This is a genomic window from Herbaspirillum autotrophicum (assembly GCF_001189915.1).
Taxonomy (GTDB): domain Bacteria; phylum Pseudomonadota; class Gammaproteobacteria; order Burkholderiales; family Burkholderiaceae_D; genus Herbaspirillum; species Herbaspirillum autotrophicum.
This window is the reverse complement of record NZ_LFLS01000010.1, coordinates 47,418-65,904: the sequence shown is the minus strand read 5'-3', so window position 1 is coordinate 65,904 and position 18,487 is coordinate 47,418. Positions and strand designations below refer to the sequence as shown.

Below are 18,487 nucleotides of genomic sequence, written 5' to 3'. Positions count from 1 at the left end.
TCATGAGTATCGAAGTCAAAGATATCAACAAGCGTTTCGGTAATTTCGTCGCCTTGAACAATGTGTCGCTGAATTTTCCAGCGGGTGAACTGACGGCCTTGCTGGGCCCGTCCGGCTGCGGCAAGACTACGCTGCTGCGCATCATCGCCGGTCTGGAAGCGCCGGATTCAGGACAGGTAATACTGGATGGTGAAGATGCTTCGGCGCGTCACGTGCGCGAGCGTCAAGTCGGTTTCGTGTTCCAGCATTACGCCTTGTTCAAGCACATGACGGTGTTTGACAACATCGCCTTCGGCTTGCGCGTCAAGCCGCGCAGCCAGCGCCCGTCGGAAGCAGTGATCAAGGAAAAGGTCACCAAATTGCTGCAACTGGTGCAACTGGATTGGCTGGCCGATCGTTACCCGCCGCAATTGTCCGGTGGCCAGCGTCAGCGTATCGCACTGGCGCGCGCACTGGCGGTGGAGCCGCGCGTATTGCTGCTGGATGAACCGTTCGGTGCGCTCGATGCCAAGGTGCGCAAGGAACTGCGACGCTGGTTGCGGCGCTTGCACGATGAATTGCATGTGACCAGTATTTTTGTCACCCATGATCAGGAAGAAGCACTGGAAGTGGCAGACCAGATTGTGTTGATGAACAAAGGCAATGTGGAGCAGATCGGTTCGCCGGCTGAAGTCTACAATCACCCGGCATCGCCGTTCGTGTATGGCTTCCTCGGTAACGTCAACCTGTTCCACGGCCGCGTGCATGAAGGCGTGCTGGAAGCCGGTGGCGTCACTTTCGATGCGCCCGATCATACGCAGGCGCAGGATGAAAAGGGCATCGGTTATGTTCGTCCGCACGATCTGGAAGTGGATCGTTATTCGCCGGGCGCGACCGGTATCGTGGCGCAATTGCGCCGCTCGCACGCCATCGGCCCGCTGGCGCAACTGGAGCTGGAACGCGACGACAATGCGGAAATCATCGAAGCCGTGATTTCCAATGAACGTTTTGCGCAGCTCAATCTCAAGGATGGCGAAACGCTGATAGTGCGTCCCAAACGTTTGCACGTGTTTGTGGATAACGCGGCGCAACCAGTCCCAACCAATCAAGTGAATCGGGATGCACGATGAATTTCCAACAATTAAGATCCATCCGGGAAGCGGCGCGTTGCGGCTTCAATCTGACCGAAGTGGCGAATGTTCTGTTTACCTCGCAGCCGGGCGTGAGCCGCCAGATTCGCGAACTCGAAGAAGAACTCGGCGTGGAAATCTTCGAACGCAACGGCAAACGGCTGATCGGCCTGACGGAACCGGGCAAGGGCATTTTGCATATTGTCGAACGCTTGTTGCTGGAAGCGGAAAACCTGCGTCAGGCCAGTCAGGAATATGCCGGCGAACAAAGCGGTACGCTCAGCATCGCCACCACCCACACGCAGGCACGTTATGTCTTGCCGCGCGTGGTACAGGCATTCCGTGCTGCTTTTCCGCAAGTGCGCATCGCCTTGCAGCAAAGTGCGCCGGAACATATCGCGGAGTGGGTGTTGTCGGGCAAGGCCGATATCGGCATCGCCACGGAAGGCTTGAGTCAGTTCAAGGACCTGGTGTCCTTTCCCTGTTATACCTGGAGCCACGTGGTCGTGGTGCCGCAGGGACACCCCTTGCTGAAATTGACGCAGCCAGTCAGTCTGGCCGATCTGGCGGCGTATTCGCTGATTACCTATGACGTCGGTTTTACCGGCCGTGGTCATATCGACGATGCCTTCCGTAGTGCGGGCATTGAAAAGGATATTGTGCTGACCGCGATGGATTCGGACGTGATTCAGCAATATGTCGCGCTTGGACTGGGCGTTGGTATTGTGGCGTCAATGGCCATCGAGCAAGGCAAGCATCACGGTCTGGAAGCGATTGAGGCAGCGCATTTGTTCAAGCCGAATATCACGCGGCTGGCGGTGCGGCGCGGTGCTTATCTGCGTGCCTATACCTATGACTTCATTTTGCAATTTGCACCAGATCTGAAACGCGCCGATATTGTTGCTGCGCTTAACGAACCCACTTCCTGACCGGGATGGTGATGCCGGCCCGCTGGCTGGCATCACCTCTTGCATGTTCAGAGATAGATCATTTCCAATGTCGCCGAGCCGTTGAGCTGCAGATCATCGCCGGCTGGCAAATTGTTCAGCTTGTCGATGACGGCGCGAATATTCAGGTAGCCCGTGATTCGTTTGAATGCACTGGGGCCGCTGATATCGCTGATACCCCATGATTTTTGGTCGCCCGAGAAATAGTGATCAGCAATCTGCGCATTCCTGAGCCAGCCGCTACTGCTGTCGTCGCGGTGATAGGGCGTGATCAATCCGCTCTCGCCATTGACGGCATGAAACTGGACGCCATACACCCCGAGATGTTTATTGTTGGCGGTACCGAGACCGAAGGCGGTCTTGTCGCCGAGTGAGTTGTCGATGGTCTGGATGATGCCGTTGACGACTGTGTCAGCGCGATTGTCGGTCAGTTTGAGAGCAGTCTTGGTCGCGCTGCCGGGGCAATTGATCACGAAGACAACGATTTTTTCGGGGAGCGCGGTAGGTGCGGTAACGGATAATGCAGTGCGCGCGATGGTGCCGTAATCGACGGTGCCGCGCGACGAAAGGGTCAGGTCACAAGCGCCGGGTCGGATCACGCCGGTGACTTTCAGATTGGCAGTGCCGGCGGCATGGGCTGCGCTGGCGGTGCCGAGCATGATCAATACGGCGGTGGGTAATGCAATCGATAAAGATATTCTTTTCATGTCATTTCTCTGGGGTAGTTCAATCGAATAAATTGATGATGTGAGGACCCTGAATGTTGACGATGATGGCGATGAATTTGAATAATGAAAAGGGTAAAAAAACATCGTGAATTTGCGATGTTTTGAGTGAATAAGTTTTGCATTCTGCGCGCCGCCGGCAAGCAACGCGCTCCGCTCAGTGACAGGCCAATGCCTCCAGCGTGTTGCGCATGGCTTGCGCCAGCGGCGTATGCGGTTCACTGCCGAGCACGCTGCGCAGTTTGCTGTTGTCCATGCGGATTGCTTGCTGCCACAGATAACGCATTTCCTTGAGCTCGCTGAAAAACGGCACCAGCGGCGCCGCCAGCGGGACCAGCCACCATGGAAAGGCGCGTACCGGCAATGCCGGCTTGGCAAGTGCGGTGCGAATCGCTTCTGTCATGCGCGCGCCATCCTGATCCCAATGTCCTTGCATGTGAAAGGTATCAAACGTGGCCAGTGCTTCCGGCCGGTTCACCAGTTGCAGCATGGTTTCCGCCACATCGGGCAAGTATGCCCATTGATGACCCAGTCCGGGTTTGCCGGGATAGGTGATGGCAGTCACTTCGCGTCCCGGCTTGACCAACCCCTGCGACAGCCAGTTGTTGCCGGCATGTGGACCAAAGAAATCACCGGCGCGGACGATCAGGCTGCGCACGCCGTCATCGGCAGCAGTGCGCAAACGCTGTTCCAATTCGACCCGGACAGCGCCTTTGCGCGTCACCGGATGCTGTGGCGAGGATTCAGTCAATTCCGGCAGCGCATCGGGACCGTAGTTGTATATCGTGCCTGGCAGCAAGATGCGGGCACCGGTGGCACGGGCCGCAGCAATGCTGTTGTCGATCATCGGCAACACCAGTTGCTGCCAATGCCGGTAGCCGGGAGGATTGACGGCATGCACGATGAGCGTTGCCGGCGCGCCTTGCAGGGCGGCAGAGACAACGTCGGCACGTTGCATGGCGTCGCCTTGCAGCCATTGCAGTCCGGCGTTGCCGGCGGTGCGGCTGGCGGTGGCGGCATGGCGGTGCAAGGCCCGGACTTGCCAGCCATCGGCGAGCAGGCGACGTGCCAGCGTACCGCCGATGCCACCGGTGGCGCCGAGTACCAAAGCAATGCGGGGTGAGGTTGTCATAAAGTGCTCCATTCCTGGTAAGTGGTCGATGGAAGGCAGTGTGGATGATAATTTTGTTAAATGGAATTGCTTAAAATCGATGGGTCGCTATACTTATTTGTATGACTGACTATATCGAAGATCCCGGTTGGGAGTTGTATCGTTCCTTTCTCGCTGTGTTGCAGGAAGGATCGCTGTCGGCGGCGGCGCGGGCGCTGGGCGTGACGCAGCCGACCATCGGCCGTCATATCGACGCCCTTGAGGCGGCCCTGGGTTTTGCCTTGTTCACCCGTTCGCAACATGGCTTCAAACCGACCGAGGCAGCACTCGCGCTGGGGCCGCATGCCGAAAATCTGGCCTTGAATGCGGCAGCGCTGCTGCGCGTGGCATCGGCGCATGGCGGTGACGGCAGCGCGGTACGCGGCACGGTCCGGATCAGCGCCAGCGAAGTGGTCGGTGCCGAAGTGTTGCCGCCGATACTGACTGCATTGCGCGTTGCCCATCCGCAATTGGTGATCGAGCTGGTGTTATCGAATCGGATCGACGATTTGCTGCTGCGGCAGGCCGACATTGCCATCCGCATGTTGCGGCCGACGCAAGAGGCGCTGGTCACGCGCCGCGCCGGCAACATCACATTGGGATTGCATGCCCATCGTCGCTATCTGCAACAGCATCCGGCGCCGCAAGACATGCGTGAACTGGGGCAGCATGCGCTGATCGGCTTCGATCGCGAAACTGCCTTCATCCGCAGCTTCATGCAGGCCACCGGCAACTTGCAGCGCGCTGCATTTGCCTTGCGTACCGACAGTGATCTGGCGCAACTGGCGGCGATCCGCGCCGGCTTCGGCATCGGCATCTGTCAGGTCAATCTGGCGCGCCGTGATCCGGGTCTGGTGCATCTGCTGCCACAGCAATTTGTGATGCAACTCGATACCTGGGTGGTGATGCATGAAGACTTGCGCGGCAGTCCGCGTTGCCGGATTACCTTCGATGCCCTGGCCGATGGCTTGCAAGCCTACATCGCCGGTGATGCACAATCAGACGCGGGCAGGCCATGAGCGAATTGCTGAGTGCCGTAAACAAACGGGCGCAATGCGCGCAATGCCTGCGTCCGCAAACTACCTGCATTTGCGGTTGGGTGCAGACCATCACCCCGGAGGTGGAGGTCCTGATTTTGCAGCATCCGCTGGAAGTGCATAACGCCAAGGGCAGTGCGCGTTTGTTGCATCTCAGTCTGGCGGGCAGTGTGCTGGCCAGCGGCGAACAATTTGCCGAACCGGCACTGCGGGCTTTGCTGTACGGCAGCAGCGGCGCAGCGCCGCGACAGCCGGTATTGCTGTATCCGGATATGCCATTGCTGACCGCCACCGCCATTGCGACGCCGGCGGCGACCGCGCCGGACTGGTCTGTCATGCCGCCAGCGCAACTGCGGCTGGTGGTACTGGATGCGACCTGGCGCAAGAGTCGCAAGCTGCTGCATCTGCATCCTTTGCTGCAAGCATTGCCGCGCCTGCCGCTGCGTGATCCGCCGCCCTCGCTGTACCGGATTCGCAAGGCGCACCGGCCGGATCAGTTATCGACGTTGGAAGCAACGTGTTATGCGTTGATGCAACTGGAACAGCGTAGCGCACCTTACCAGCCATTGTTGCAAGCCTTCGATGGTTTCGTGCAGGAGCAACTGGAGCGGGTGGCAGAACTGGCGGTGCGCGCCAAAAAAAATGACTGAAGCATTCTGGTGCGGGAATTAGTGTGTAGAATTTGAAGCATTGCAGGGTTCTGTCGAAAGGCGATCATCATGGTCAAGTACATCGGCATCCGTTACATGCAAGCGTTACTCGCGCAGCGTTCCGTGGAACGTATCATCGCGGGACTGGCCGACTATATCGACGCCGATTATCAGCGTTGGCCGGTATTTGAAAAGACCATCCGGCTGGCCAGTCATTCCGCGCAGGGCGTGATTGAACTGATGCCGATATCCGATGGCAACCTCTACGCATTCAAGTATGTCAACGGTCATCCCTCGAATCCCGGGCGCGGCTTGCTGACGGTCACGGCATTCGGCGTGCTGGCCGACGTGGCGAGCGGATATCCGCGACTGTTGAGCGAACTCACCATCAGCACCGCCTTGCGCACCGCCGCGACCTCATTGCTGGCAGCGCGCAGCATGGCGCGTGCCGACAGCCGGGTCATGGCGCTGATTGGCAACGGCGCGCAAAGTGAATTCCAGGCGATTGCATTTCACTGCCTGCTGGGAATCAAGCGCGTGCAGGTATTCGATATCGATCCGGCCGCGACCCAAAAATTGTGTCGCAATCTGGCGGCCTATCCGGCCTTGCAGGTAGTGCCTGCCGCCAGCGTCGCCGAGGCAGTGCAGGGTGCGGATATCGTCACCACGGTTACCGCCGACAAGCGCAATGCCGTGATTCTGACACCCGGGATGCTGGAGCCCGGCATGCATATCAATGCGATTGGCGGTGATTGTCCCGGCAAAACCGAATTGCATCGCGATGTGCTGGCGGCGGCGCGGGTGGTGGTGGAGTTCGAGGCGCAATCGCGTATCGAAGGCGAGTTGCAGCAAATGGCCCCGGACTTTGCCGTGACTGAATTGTGGCAAGTCTTGTCGGGGCAGGCACCCGGGCGTGAACTTGATGAGGAAGTGACGGTCTTTGATTCGGTAGGTTTTGCGCTGGAAGATTTTTCCACCTTGCGCTTTCTGGATGCGTTGTCAGAGCAACTGTCGGATGAACTTGAAATCGACAGCATTGATTTGATCCCGACGCAAAGCGACCCGAAAGATTTGTATCAGATGGCAATTGATGATGTCGCGCCATACCAGGGACACAGATGAGAACACTCAGATTGATCGGCGCACCGACGGATATCGGCGCCAGCAGGCGTGGAGCTTCGATGGGGCCGGAAGCGTTGCGGGTGGCCGATTTTCAGCACGTCATGCAGCGCCATGGCTGGGCCGTGGAAGATGCCGGCGATCTGTCAGGTCCGCCTAACCCGCAACTGCCGCCGGCCAATGGTTTGCGCCATCTGGAGCAAGTGACGCAGTGGAACCGGCTGGTGTGCGACGCCGTGCAGGCCGCATTGCATGCCGGCCGCTTGCCGATTCTGATGGGCGGTGATCACGCCTTGGCAATCGGTTCGATTGCCGCCGTGGCCCGTCACTGTCGCGACACTGGCAAGAAGTTGCTGGTGTTGTGGCTGGACGCGCATGCCGATGCCAATACCGGCGCCTCATCGCCGACCGGCAATATTCACGGCATGCCGGTTGCTTGCCTGTTTGGCGAGGGACCGCCGGAACTGACCGGGATTGGCGGTCAGACCCCGGCATTGACGCCGGATGCCATGCGCCAGATTGGTATCCGCAGTGTCGATCAGGAAGAAAAACAGCATTTGCGGACCCTTGGCTTGCAAATCTTCGACATGCGGCATATCGATGAGTACGGCATGCGCCAGACCATGGAACAGGCGCTGGCCGGCATCGATGAACATACCCATTTGCACGTCAGTTTTGATATCGATTTCCTCGACCCGGCGGTGGCACCCGGCGTCGGTACCGCGGTGCCGGGCGGACCGACTTACCGCGAAACGCAGTTGTGCATGGAAATGATTGCTGATACCGGACGCCTGGCGTCGCTTGATCTGATGGAACTCAATCCGGCCTGCGATGTACGCAATCGTACTGCCGAACTGGTGGTGGAGCTGGTCGAAAGCCTGTTCGGCAAATCGACCCTGCTGCGGCGCTGAAACAGCGGTTTGATACGCGGCTCAGCGCAGGCTGGCGGCGCATTCCTTGACCAGTGCCGGACCGCGATAGATCAGTCCGGTATACACCTGCACCAATGCCGCACCGGCATCGATCTTGGCCTTGGCATCGGCGCCGCTGAAGATGCCGCCGACACCGATGATCGGCAGGGCGTCACCCAACTCGGCTTTGAGGCCGCGGATCACCTGATTGGACAGATGGAATACCGGCGCGCCCGACAGGCCGCCGGCTTCGGCGCCATGCACCATGCCTTGCACCGCATCGCGCGAGGTCGTGGTGTTGGTCGCGATGACGCCATCGATACCATGCCGGATCAAGGCTTCGGCGATATTCTTGATTTGTTCGTTATCCATGTCCGGCGCGATCTTGAGCGCCAGCGGCACATAGCGCTTGTGCTGATCGGCCAGCCGCTGCTGGGCTTGCTTGAGTTGCGACAACAAGGCATCGATTTCGGAAGCGCCTTGCAACTGCCGCAGATTCTTGGTATTGGGCGAGGAAATATTGACCGTCACGTAGCTGGCGTAGGGATAGACCTTTTCCAGGCAGTGCAGGTAATCGTCGGCAGCGCGCTCGATCGGGGTGTCGGCATTCTTGCCGATATTCAGCCCCAGTACGCCTTGACGGTCCTGATAGAAGCGCGACGCCTGGACATTGGCGACAAAGGCATCGACCCCGCCATTATTGAAGCCCATGCGATTGATCACTGCGTTGGCGGCGGGCAAGCGGAACATGCGCGGCTTGGGATTGCCGGCCTGTGCCCGGGGTGTCACGGTGCCGACTTCAATCGAGCCGAAACCGAGTGCCGCCAGGCCATCGATGAACGCGCCATCCTTGTCGAGGCCGGCCGCCAGACCGACCGGATTGGGGAAGGTCACGCCCATCAGGGTGCGCGGATTGGCCGCCGGTTTGCCGAGCATGCCGGTCAGACCCCAGGCGGCAGCGCGCTTGAGGGCAGGCAAGGTCAGGTGGTGCGCGCGTTCCGGATCGAGGGAAAACAGCAGGGGGCGAAGCAGGGCGTAGAGTAATTTGTCGGACACGATGGGCGCAAATAAGAAAAAAGTGCGCTATTTTAACTTGTCCATCCGTGGCCCGGCATCAAACTGCCGGCTTTTCGGCACATCAGGCCGGATCGTCCGCCATTGGCGCCCAGATGCCGTCCTGCAAGGCTTCCAGTGGCTTGAAGTTGGTTTTGTATGCCATTTTCGGACTTTCCTTGATCCAGTAGCCGAGGTAGACGTAGGGAATCCCCAGTAACCGGGCCTGTTCGATTTGCCACAGGATATTGAAGGTGCCGTAGGAAGCGCCGGCGATATCGGGGTCGTAGAAGGTGTAGACCGAGGACAGACCGTCGTCGAGGACGTCGATGATGCTGACCATGCGCAACACGCCATCCGGTTCGCGAAACTCGACCAGCCGCGTGTTGACCTTGCTTTGCAGCAGGAATTGCGCGTACTGGTCGCGGCTGTCCTGATCCATGCCGCCGCCGGCGTGGCGTACCGACTGATAGCGCAGATACAGTTCGTAATGCTCGTAGGCGTAGGTCAGGTTGGTCACCAGCGCCACCAGATGCCGGTTCTTGTGCCAGGCGCGGCGCTGGCTGCGGTTGGCGACAAAATCGGCGCTGCGGATGCGCACCGGGGTGCAGGCATGACAGCCGTCGCAATACGGGCGATAGGTGAAAATACCGCTGCGCCGGAAACCGGTCTTGACCAGTTCCGAATAGACATCGGCATTGATCAGATGCGACGGCGTCGCCACTTGCGAGCGCGCCTGCTGATTATCGAGGTAGCTGCACGGATAAGGCGCCGTTGCATAAAACTGCAAGGTCGAAAAAGGCAGGTCTTTGAGATGCGTCATGTGCGTCCTGTATGACAGTAGCGCAGCCGGCGATGGCGGGCCGCGCTGAGTCTCGTGCGACAAATTGATATCAGTACTGATAATTTACACTACTTTGGCACGCGAGTAACAGCGGCAACATGAAGGTCTTGCCGGCGCCATCGGCAAGCTTAATGCGCAGGCGGTTGTCCGGCGCTGTCGGGCGAGAACAGATCAAGCGGATGCCAGAAGCCGATCTGGGGCGACCGGATCGCGCTGCGCAGATGTGTCAGAAAGGCCTGGCGCGAGATCGGCGCCGCGCCCAGTGAGGCCAGATGCGGGGTTTCCTGCTGACAGTCGATCATGCGCACGCCGTGCCGGCGCAGGAAATGCACCAGATACGCCAGCGCTACCTTGGAGCCGTCGCTGACGCGGGCGAACATCGATTCGCCGTAAAACATCTGGCCGATGCTGACGCCATATGCGCCGCCGACCAGCTCACCTTCCAGCCACACTTCCGACGAATGGGCAAAACCCTGGCGGTGCAGGCCGCAATAGCCGCGAATGATGTCTTCTGAAATCCAGGTGCCGGATTCATGCTTGCGCGGCGCAGCGCACGCGCGCATGACGGCTTCAAAGTCGGAATCGAAACGAATCTCCCAGCGGCCATCGGTATGGCGGCTGCGTTCGATCTTGCGCAAGGTTTTTTGCAGGCTGTCGGAAATGATGAAGCGCTCGGTCTGCAACACCATGCGCGGATCGGTACTCCACCACAGAATCGGCTGACCTTCGGAAAACCAGGGAAAGATGCCGTGGCGGTAAGCATCCAGCAAGCGCGCCGGTGACAGATCGGCGCCGGCGGCCAGCAGGCCGGCCGGATCAGTCAGCGCCCGTGACACGTCGGGAAAGGGGGAGTCGCTATCCAGCCAGGCAATCATGGACGCTCCCGCAGTTTATTCAGGGCGCAGCATGGAACGGCGGATGTCTTGCGTATGCAAGCTGAAGCTGCCGCCTTCGGCCGCTACCTTTTTGGCATCGGCAAAGAAGGCGCGCAAGGTGTATTCGATAGTAGGGAAGGCAATCTCGGACCACGGAATCTCGGCTTCGGTAAACATCGCCACTTCCAGGCTTTCGATGCCGGCCATGTAATCCAGATCCAGCAAGGTGGCGCGGTAGAACAGATGCACCTGATGCACGTGTGGCACATTGATCAGGGAAAACAGCTCATGCAACTGCACCCGCGCTCCGGCTTCTTCTTCGGTTTCGCGGCTGGCGGCATCGCTGGTGGTTTCATCGTTTTCCATGAAACCGGCGGGCAATGTCCAGTAACCGAGGCGCGGTTCAATTGCACGGCGGCACAACAACACGCGCAATTCGCCATCGGTTTGCCACACCGGGATCGACCCCACCACCATTTTCGGATTTTGATAATGAATCGTGCCGCAGTTGCCGCAAACATAACGCGGGCGATTGTCATCTGCCGGAATTTGCAGAGAAACGGGATGAGCGCATTCAGAACAGAATTTCATAAAGGGCAGTAGACAATGTGGAAGTGCACGATATATCAGGACGCGCCGGACAAAACACCCGACGCCGGGCGCGGGTAGAAGTGTATCACTGAGCACCGGGCATTTCACATATGGACGATGCGATCAGCACCGACAGACGGTATAGGGTCATATACAGCCTGCCGGGCATTTACTTTCAGCAATCGTTTGCATGATTCCCTGAAATGCCATATACTCTCATTCTTCAGACGCGGGGTGGAGCAGTCTGGCAGCTCGTCGGGCTCATAACCCGAAGGTCGTAGGTTCAAATCCTGCCCCCGCAACCAGATACGCAAAAAGCCGTTGACAGCGAAAGCTCTCAACGGCTTTTTGCATGACGCGCGATAAGCAATGAAATAATGCCGCGCAGCAAACCGTATGACTGAGCGACCGCAACGCAGCGGTCGCCATGTCGGTGTCAGATCAATACTGAAATGATGGTGCCGACCGTAATCCCGGCAGCAAGCCAGCGTCCCATGCTGTAGCCATCAGGCGGTTTGCTGGCGGTTTCTTTTTCGGGACGTTCCAGACCGAGCGCGCCGTAAGTAAATGATTTCACTGCTGAAGGCTCTTCTTTTTTTGTGTCGTGGGTATGGCTGCCAGTGGTGATGGTGGCGGCCTGGTCTTGCTTGCTGGCATTCAGCGCAGCTGCGCTGAGTTTGACGGTGTCAGTGTTGACTTCCTTTGGCGCGTTGATTGGTGCGCTGATGGGCGCCGTGGTCGATGGCGATGCTGCGGTCGTTTTGCTGCTGCCATTACCGCGTTCGGCAAACTGGAGATCGGTCGGCAGGTTGGTGCTGTTTATTTCCATGTCGCTCTCGCTGGTAGCAATGAAATAGGTTCACAACGCATGCATAACTGATACATCGGTGCGAAGGGGGTGAATCTTTAGGTTTTTCGCGTGATTGCCTGAAATATTTTTCGTGATGGATTGCTTGCTGCGAGCGGCTTTCAAGATGCTGACAGGACTTCGTCATGTGGTCCGGCGACACAGCCGTCGGCAATCGCATCCCAGCCGCGATGGATCACGATGCGGTTATCTTTGAGACACATTTCCACGCGTTCGGTATTGGCAACGCGTTGCTTCACAAATTGTTCGATAGACGCCGGCATGCTGACCTCGAATATATTCTTGTCGACATTTTCCGGCGGGTGATCACTGGCGTGTATCAGCGGCACAAAGTAACCGGCCCAGATGACGTAGCGATGTTTGACATCGATTGCGCTCGGTTCGTATTGGTTGGCCTTGAGCCATTGCTGCGCCTTGCTGCGGAAATCGCTGTCGGTCTGGATACCGCCCCAGGCATAGGCCAGCAATTCCATCAGCCACTGATTGCAATTCTGGAATGCGGTGGAAAAGGCGTAGGCATTGGCGCTGTAGCTGGGACCGAGCAGTTGCAATGCAGTCTGCTTGTTCAGTGCAGTCTGTTCCAGCTGCTGTTCTTGTGGCGCCGGCAGAAATAGCATGGATACGTAAGACGGCAGCTTGTCATCGTGAGTCATCAGAAAACCGGCCAAGCCCTGATCGAAGATGCTCGGTTTTTCTTCTTCGCAACCATAGTAAAGCTGGCGCACCGACCATTCCGTATTCTCACTTTTTTTGAGCGTGATGCCGGCATGCGAATAACGGATATGAAAGCGTTCGAGATCGGTTCCTGAGCGTGAAATGATGGCGGCTTCGCGGCCGGATTTTTTCAATACGTCTTTGACTGCCGTACTGAAATTGAGGATCTGATTTTTTTGTTCCGCGCTGAGCGTGGCCTGGCGGTCGCAAAACACGGAGGAGTTGGCATAAGCCTGGCCGCCAATCAGTGCGCCAGCCAGCAGGGTAGCCGTCAGGATTTTTTTCATGCTTGCATTCACGATGCGATGGATTGCGGCGACGTGTCTGTGCGTCGTCGCAGGTCGGGAGTCACAATGGCAGTCGACGTCAATTTGTCCGGCTCCGGCCCGGCGATGTGGTCGGGCCGGCCAGAGTGCATCCGGTTTCAGGAAACCGGATTGGGGTTCAGATCTTTGATCCAGTTATCGGCGAGCACCACGGCAAATGGCTGCCTGGTAAGTTCCTGAAAGAAGGCCACGCCATATTCCTGGGGCACGGCCTTGACGATTTGGCCGACACCCAGGTTGCTGCGGTTGTAGTCGTCGACCGGCAGATACAGATACAAATCTTTGTCGCGATCTTCGCCGGGCGCGCGCAGCGCCAGTTTCATGCGGGCGTGAGGGCCGTCGGCAGCCGCGATGTCGGTAATCTTGTAATCGCCTTGGGCGGTCTTGACGGCGTTGCTGGAACCTTTGCTGCTTTTGCCGAGGCTGTCGGAGATGGCAGTCAGCGAACTGCTGATGCTATCCGATACGGAAATCGAAAACGATGCGCCATAGCTCGATGCCACCGGCAGCAGGGACGCCATGATCAAAAGAATCGCAGATTTTTTCTTCAGATTTTTCATTATTTAATTTAACCGACATGGAGTGACTCAATGGCTCGATTATCTACGCAAAATCCGTTTGAAAAAGTAAAGTTGTGAAAATGCGGGAGTGAAAATGCAATTATTTTTCCACGGCAATTTTTTGGCGGTGATCGCCGGCGGTTCGTCGTGACGATTCTGTCATGTTACTGGCAGGCAGGCGTGACGGCCAACAATGCGGGCCATTGCGCGGCCCAGTCACCGGTGTGGGTCAGGCCGGGCACGACGCGGGTCCGGGTGCAATTGCCGGCGGCAGCCACCGCGAAGTCACGGGCAATGGCCGCTGGCACGACCTTGTCATCGCTGCCGCTGAAATGCAGTTGCGGGATGTTCGCCACTTGTTGCGCGTAGTTGATCGGATTAAGCGAGGCGGGCATGTGTGACACCCGGTGCAGACGATTGACGGCAGCATGGTCCAGGTTGCCCGCCACCGTGCGCAGCGAGGCAATGTCGTTGCGCCGTGCGGCAATCAGCACGGCCACCGCACCGCCGCCGGAATAGCCGGCCAGATGGATCGCTTGTCCCGGAGCCTGGCGTGCAAAGTGGCTGACGGCCAGATTCATCGACGCCACGACTTCTTCAGAAAAGCGCTTGCCGGTCCAGTAATCAACCTGGCAGCGCGGATTGGCCGCCATCGGCGTGAACTGGCAAGGGCGCGCCAGATAGATCACGTTGCTGCCGGGATCGGCTGCGGCCAGCGTCAGGCCGGTCATCTGGCGCGGGGTCGGATCATCCGAAGGTTCGCTGCGCGAGCGCCATGCCAGGCCGTCGCCTTCGATATAAATGGTCAGCGGCTGATCGGGGTGCGGCAGCCGATAAAACGCGGTCAACACAAAATCACCGGCGGCGATTTGTGTGCGCTGCAAATGCGCCGGCCCGGCCAATGTTTCCGGCCGTATCGCGGGCGTGGTACAGCCAGCGAGCAAAGTGCTCAGCAGCAGGGTGCCGGCAACTGCACGCAACAGCCAGGCGCGCAGCGATACATGTCTGCGGCGCAGGAGGGGGCCGTGTCTGTTGTGGCTTGAGAAACCTTCGTTGCAGCGCATGCAGAATTTTCTTGGAGTGAATGCCAAACGGCATGATTTTTCTGCACAGATTTTACTGCAAGGCGGTTCCTGCATCGGGATTAAATTCGGTGCCGCCGGTGCGATACAAAGGAAGTGGTGATGGCGGGGTATTGCTTCAGATGGGGCGGTGCCGCACAGCATGCGTTTGCAAGCAATGGGCGTGATCGCTTTTTGCTGATGCGCTAGCAACGTGCGGGGATTGATTTATTACGGACAAATATTTGTATTAATTCTAAATGTTCGTCGTTAACGCATTCATGCATTGCACCTGTAAACGCGCTGCGATAGATTGATGTCTTTGGCGCGGACGTCGGCTGGCGTTGCCTGGCAATGCAGATATCAGGCAAGCGCGGCTCGCCTGATTGCTGTCATCGGCATGATCGCGGCGGGCCATGCCGATGCACCCGGACCATCAACTCAGGCTTTGTTGCTGTCGACGTGACCGGTGACAGATTGATCTGCCATGGTTGGCACGGCAGGCTTGCCCGCGCTGGCGCTGGCCATGATCTTGGCAAACGCATCGGAAGTGGCTTTCTTGTCCTGCGCCTGAATTTGTTGTGCTGATTGCAGCGCTGTGGCCGCAGTGCCGGATGAAATCGTACTGATCGTCATGATGCCCCCTGTGGAAAACGGATCGTGTCCAGAAATGGACGAGTCAAGTATAGGGGAAGACGTTCCCGCTCCGGGCCCGCGCGGCGCAAAACTTACACAGCTTTACCATCGGTGGCGGATGGCAAAGCGGAATGCAACAAGTGTTTTATGTTGATGTCAATGACATCCCGGTTACGCGTTAATCATGAAAGGAGCACGATGAAATCAGGTACTCAACTTCCCGGTGGTTATCTTTCGCAGTTGCTGCAAGCCTGCATGCTGGTATTGTTTCTGGCCGGCTGCCAAAGCCCGGGCGTGGCGCCGGCAGCGCATCACGAAGCGGACGTGGATCGCTTGCTGGTATTGATCGAGCAGCGGCTGGATGTGGCGCCAATGGTCGCCCGCGCCAAGTGGAACTCGGGCGCACCGATTGATGATCCTGCGCGCGAACGGCAAATTCTGGATGGCCTGATGCAAACGCTGGATGCCGGCGGCAAGTTCGACGATGCCGGCAAGGCGTTCATGCGCCGCTTCTTTCAGTCGCAGTTCGATGCCGGCAAAATTCTGCAGCATGCGTTGCATGCGCAATGGCGTCAGCAAGGACTGCCGCCGTTTGCGCAGGTGCCGGATCTGAAGACCGATATCCGGCCGTTGCTGGACCGCCTGACACCGCAGATGATTGCTGCCGTGGTGCCGGTATATCAGGCTGTGCGTGCCGATGACGCACTGCGCGATCAGATCGCCCGGCGCGCGCGGCAACTGATACGTGGCGACGCCGCCGGTGCCGTGCGCAACGAGGCGATCAGCGTGTTGCTGGCGCGTCCCTGAGCCGGGCGGCAATCAGGGATTGCGATGGTTCATTGCCGGACTTGCGCCGCGCACACTGGCGCCTGATCGTTGTCATCATTGTGCAATAACATGCAGGTGCGATACTGATTGGCATAACTGGCGAAGGCAGCCTTGGCTGCTGCCGGTGTCATGTTCAACAGTTGTGCAATGAATTTGCGGCTGCCAATTTCAAAATGCTGATAGTCAATGGGCTGTTTCCAGTCGCCGCCCCAGATCAGAAATCCATGTCGAAAGAAAATGTTCCGCACCGCTTCGGCCATGCCGGAGCGTTGCGGCGCACGCCGGCTTGCGGTGCTGCCCGCCGGCAGTATTTCTTGCTTGCCGTGTTGGCTGCTGATGTAAGGGTTTTGCAGCGGGTTGATATCAATCGCGACGCCATAGGCATGCTTGGACCAGGCGTTGCCGCCGGTAATGGGGCGACCGTTGAATGCCGAGGTGTTATTGGCCGTCATCGATGCAATATCGTCGCCGCCGAATGCTTCCATCGGCCGCGCTTGTCGCAACGGAAATCCCTGTGCAGCGAGCGCATCGAAAATGTCCTGTACCTGCGGCGCGACGGCATCGAGTACCACGATCAGACCATCGTCGCGCAGCTTGCCGTTGAAATCATGATAACGAAAGGTGACTTGCGCCAGGCGCTGGCAGGGCACCGGATTGGCAGCGCTGAGAACGTCGCGTTGCTGCATCGCCGTGCATTGTTGTTGTGATAATGGCGTGACTGCTGCACCGGCATTGGCGTGCAGCATGAGCGAGGCGCACAAGGCCAGGCACAGGGAGCCGGGTCTGACGCCGGAGCGTTTGAAAGTATGCATGAAGGCTGACATGAATAAGGGATATTTTCCTACAGGGTATCAATGGCGATGGTGGGAACATGCAAGTCCGGGATCATCTAATTCAGGGTACACCTATTGATGATCAACAATTCTTTCAGGAGGCTCTATGATTATTCGTCATACCGTGATTGCTGCTGCAATGTTGACCGCTGCACTGGCGGGTTGCAACAAGCGCGATGAAGCGCCTGCAACACCGCCGCCGGCAGAGTCGGCAACTACGCCGCCAGTGACGCCGGCACCGCCCAGCCCGCCATCGCTGACACCGCCGCCGGCACCGTCTGACGCCACCACGACACCGCCTGCCACACCCGGTGCGAGTACACCGGCACCGGCCGATGGCGGTGGCAGCGCAGACAAGAAGCCGTAACCGGTTGCGTGCTGAAAGACCGCGTTCGTCAGGGCGTTTTGCATCGGCTTCAGGCGCGAACTTTCAGCACCACATTGAACTCATACAGGTGGTTGAACTGTTCCTTCAACCTTCCTTGAAAAAGGATTTTTGCCCGCAGTTTTTTTGCGGGCTTTTTTTGCGCCGTCGTTTTGTTGTCGCCTATTTGATCACCGCGATGATGGCGCCGAATGCCGGGCCGAGGTCTTCATCGAAGCTGGGTGACATGCGCGAGATGTTACCGTCAAGGTAAAGTGCATCGACACAATCAAGGCGGTCGCGCAGGAATACCGCGAAATCATAAAACGTAATCGGATTGCGGGCAATCGCCAGAATCACCTGATTCTCATTGAGGGTGCAGACGGCATTGCGGGTCGCGACGTTGATCGAGTCGGGATCGAAGCGCATATTGATCACGCGGTTCTGCAACATGATGGGGCCGGATTGCGTGGCGTAGCGCGCCTGTTGTTGCCAGCGCGGCAAATCGGCGGCAAGCGTTTCGGTATCAACGATTTTTGCCTGGCCATCGAGAATCATGAAGACGCCGTTGGGCTGCATATAAAAATTGCCGTAGGCATTCTGCCGCTGATTCAGTCGGCGCAACTGACGACCTTGTTCGACATACATGCCGAGCGGTTGCAACTGTTTGTCGTAAATGCCGGCGTTGGTCGCGCAGACAATATGCTGGTTGCGGTCACGCAGCCAGGTGTGCAGTTGCGAAAACTTACCGAACACTTTTCCCTGATCGTCTTTCCAGTAGGTGCGCAACGTATCCTTTTGCAAATCGATCTGGCAAGTATTGATCTGCACTTCGCGCATCCGGTATTGCCGCAGTTCAGCAGCATCAGCCGGCGACGGTGTGACGCTCCAGAGCAGCAGGCCGGCGCTGATGGCGCCCGCCTGCGGCAACAGTGACAGCCAGCGGGAGGGGGAAACAGAAGGAAATAAACGCATGGGCAGCAAAATACAGTACAGAAAAAAGGGGTGACTCAGGTCTTGGTGGCGGCGCCGGACTGGATCAGTTTGCGCAATACACGGTAGGGGTCTGCTTCACAGACACTGCACCAGTCAAGAAATTCCATGATGTCGAGATAACGTTCGCCATTTTCCACTTTGGAAATATACGACTGCGTCTTTCCCAATTTGTGCGCGAGTTCGGTCTGCGTCAATTCGGCTTCTTGGCGCACAGTCTGCAATTGCAGTCGCAACGTTTCGTATCGGGGATTGTAAAGCATGGACTCATGTTATATTCCGCTTTGGAATAT

22 protein-coding genes and 1 tRNA gene are annotated in these 18,487 nt (G+C 58.0%); 9 read left to right on the top strand and 14 right to left on the bottom strand.

Features of this window, described 5'->3' with window-relative positions; genetic code table 11:
- Positions 1-2: 2 nt before the first annotated feature.
- A complete protein-coding gene (locus tag AKL27_RS10040) occupies positions 3-1,109 on the top strand; it encodes a sulfate/molybdate ABC transporter ATP-binding protein (protein WP_050462679.1) in 1,107 nt (368 codons plus the stop codon).
- Positions 1,106-2,038 carry a CysB family HTH-type transcriptional regulator gene (locus AKL27_RS10035; RefSeq protein ID WP_050462678.1) on the top strand — a complete coding sequence of 311 codons (933 nt, stop codon included), beginning with the start codon at positions 1,106-1,108 and terminating at the stop codon, positions 2,036-2,038. Before AKL27_RS10040 ends, AKL27_RS10035 begins: the two co-directional genes overlap by 4 nt.
- A gap of 47 nt (positions 2,039-2,085) precedes the next feature.
- On the opposite strand, the gene AKL27_RS10030 is transcribed toward AKL27_RS10035, so the two are convergent.
- Both AKL27_RS10030 and AKL27_RS10025 read right to left on the bottom strand, forming a co-directional pair.
- Positions 2,086-2,763, bottom strand: coding sequence for a DUF1120 domain-containing protein (locus AKL27_RS10030; protein ID WP_198155933.1), 678 nt, complete (start codon positions 2,761-2,763; stop codon positions 2,086-2,088).
- A 175-nt stretch (positions 2,764-2,938) separates the two neighbouring features.
- Positions 2,939-3,913: an NAD-dependent epimerase/dehydratase family protein gene (locus AKL27_RS10025; RefSeq protein ID WP_050462676.1), complete on the bottom strand. Its 975-nt coding sequence runs from the start codon at positions 3,911-3,913 to the stop codon at positions 2,939-2,941.
- 101 nt (positions 3,914-4,014) lie between these two features.
- On the opposite strand from AKL27_RS10025, the gene AKL27_RS10020 reads away from it, so the two are divergent.
- The 4 genes from AKL27_RS10020 (at position 4,015) to rocF (ending at position 7,648) form a co-directional block, all read left to right on the top strand.
- Positions 4,015-4,950: a LysR family transcriptional regulator gene (locus AKL27_RS10020; RefSeq protein WP_050462675.1), complete on the top strand. Its 936-nt coding sequence runs from the start codon at positions 4,015-4,017 to the stop codon at positions 4,948-4,950.
- Entirely contained in the window at positions 4,947-5,618 is a 672-nt protein-coding gene (locus AKL27_RS10015) for a tRNA-uridine aminocarboxypropyltransferase (protein ID WP_050462674.1), read from the top strand. The genes AKL27_RS10020 and AKL27_RS10015 overlap by 4 nt, the downstream gene beginning before the upstream one ends.
- A 69-nt stretch (positions 5,619-5,687) precedes the next feature.
- Positions 5,688-6,740 (top strand): ornithine cyclodeaminase, encoded by a 1,053-nt coding sequence (locus AKL27_RS10010; RefSeq protein WP_050462673.1) that lies wholly within the window; start codon positions 5,688-5,690, stop codon positions 6,738-6,740.
- Positions 6,737-7,648, top strand: a complete 912-nt coding sequence (gene rocF / locus AKL27_RS10005) for an arginase (RefSeq protein WP_050462672.1) — start codon at positions 6,737-6,739, stop codon at positions 7,646-7,648. The genes AKL27_RS10010 and rocF overlap by 4 nt, the downstream gene beginning before the upstream one ends.
- Before the next feature lie 21 nt (positions 7,649-7,669).
- Here the strand turns inward: rocF and AKL27_RS10000 are convergent, their stop codons facing one another.
- The 4 genes from AKL27_RS10000 to AKL27_RS09985 form a co-directional block, all read right to left on the bottom strand.
- On the bottom strand, positions 7,670-8,704 hold the full coding sequence (locus AKL27_RS10000) for a quinone-dependent dihydroorotate dehydrogenase (protein ID WP_050462671.1): 1,035 nt from the start codon (positions 8,702-8,704) through the stop codon (positions 7,670-7,672).
- Between the two features lie 82 nt (positions 8,705-8,786).
- Positions 8,787-9,524, bottom strand: coding sequence for an arginyltransferase (locus tag AKL27_RS09995; protein ID WP_050462670.1), 738 nt, complete (start codon positions 9,522-9,524; stop codon positions 8,787-8,789).
- Positions 9,525-9,673: 149 nt separating this feature from the next.
- Complete coding sequence (aat, locus tag AKL27_RS09990; protein ID WP_050462669.1) at positions 9,674-10,420, bottom strand: leucyl/phenylalanyl-tRNA--protein transferase; 747 nt, start codon at positions 10,418-10,420, stop codon at positions 9,674-9,676.
- A gap of 15 nt (positions 10,421-10,435) precedes the next feature.
- Positions 10,436-11,011 carry an NUDIX hydrolase gene (locus AKL27_RS09985; protein ID WP_050462668.1) on the bottom strand — a complete coding sequence of 192 codons (576 nt, stop codon included), beginning with the start codon at positions 11,009-11,011 and terminating at the stop codon, positions 10,436-10,438.
- Between the two features lie 228 nt (positions 11,012-11,239).
- Between AKL27_RS09985 and AKL27_RS09980 the strand changes: the two genes are divergently transcribed.
- Positions 11,240-11,316, top strand: a tRNA-Met gene (locus AKL27_RS09980).
- 131 nt (positions 11,317-11,447) lie between these two features.
- Here the strand turns inward: AKL27_RS09980 and AKL27_RS09975 are convergent.
- From AKL27_RS09975 to AKL27_RS09955, 5 genes are all read right to left on the bottom strand, one after another.
- Positions 11,448-11,840, bottom strand: a complete 393-nt coding sequence (locus tag AKL27_RS09975) for a hypothetical protein (protein WP_050462667.1) — start codon at positions 11,838-11,840, stop codon at positions 11,448-11,450.
- Positions 11,841-11,980: 140 nt separating this feature from the next.
- Complete coding sequence (locus tag AKL27_RS09970) at positions 11,981-12,880, bottom strand: DUF2145 domain-containing protein (protein ID WP_157056876.1); 900 nt, start codon at positions 12,878-12,880, stop codon at positions 11,981-11,983.
- 137 nt (positions 12,881-13,017) lie between these two features.
- Complete coding sequence (locus tag AKL27_RS09965; RefSeq protein WP_157056875.1) at positions 13,018-13,440, bottom strand: hypothetical protein; 423 nt, start codon at positions 13,438-13,440, stop codon at positions 13,018-13,020.
- Positions 13,441-13,643: 203 nt separating this feature from the next.
- Complete coding sequence (locus tag AKL27_RS09960) at positions 13,644-14,543, bottom strand: alpha/beta hydrolase (protein WP_050462665.1); 900 nt, start codon at positions 14,541-14,543, stop codon at positions 13,644-13,646.
- A 438-nt stretch (positions 14,544-14,981) separates the two neighbouring features.
- A complete protein-coding gene (locus tag AKL27_RS09955; protein ID WP_050462664.1) occupies positions 14,982-15,176 on the bottom strand; it encodes a hypothetical protein in 195 nt (64 codons plus the stop codon).
- Positions 15,177-15,374: 198 nt separating this feature from the next.
- Between AKL27_RS09955 and aroQ the strand changes: the two genes are divergently transcribed.
- On the top strand, positions 15,375-15,983 hold the full coding sequence (gene aroQ, locus AKL27_RS09950) for a gamma subclass chorismate mutase AroQ (RefSeq protein ID WP_050462663.1): 609 nt from the start codon (positions 15,375-15,377) through the stop codon (positions 15,981-15,983).
- Positions 15,984-16,012: 29 nt separating this feature from the next.
- Here the strand turns inward: aroQ and AKL27_RS09945 are convergent, their stop codons facing one another.
- The gene (locus tag AKL27_RS09945; RefSeq protein WP_232310955.1) at positions 16,013-16,816 is read right to left on the bottom strand and encodes a M15 family metallopeptidase; all 804 of its coding nucleotides are present in this window, start codon (positions 16,814-16,816) and stop codon (positions 16,013-16,015) included.
- A 127-nt stretch (positions 16,817-16,943) separates the two neighbouring features.
- Between AKL27_RS09945 and AKL27_RS27105 the strand changes: the two genes are divergently transcribed.
- Complete coding sequence (locus AKL27_RS27105) at positions 16,944-17,204, top strand: hypothetical protein (RefSeq protein WP_083438970.1); 261 nt, start codon at positions 16,944-16,946, stop codon at positions 17,202-17,204.
- A 180-nt stretch (positions 17,205-17,384) separates the two neighbouring features.
- Here the strand turns inward: AKL27_RS27105 and AKL27_RS09935 are convergent, their stop codons facing one another.
- Both AKL27_RS09935 and AKL27_RS09930 read right to left on the bottom strand, forming a co-directional pair.
- Positions 17,385-18,176: a phosphodiester glycosidase family protein gene (locus tag AKL27_RS09935; protein WP_050462661.1), complete on the bottom strand. Its 792-nt coding sequence runs from the start codon at positions 18,174-18,176 to the stop codon at positions 17,385-17,387.
- A 35-nt stretch (positions 18,177-18,211) separates the two neighbouring features.
- On the bottom strand, positions 18,212-18,457 hold the full coding sequence (locus AKL27_RS09930) for a helix-turn-helix domain-containing protein (protein WP_050462660.1): 246 nt from the start codon (positions 18,455-18,457) through the stop codon (positions 18,212-18,214).
- Positions 18,458-18,487 lie beyond the last annotated feature (30 nt).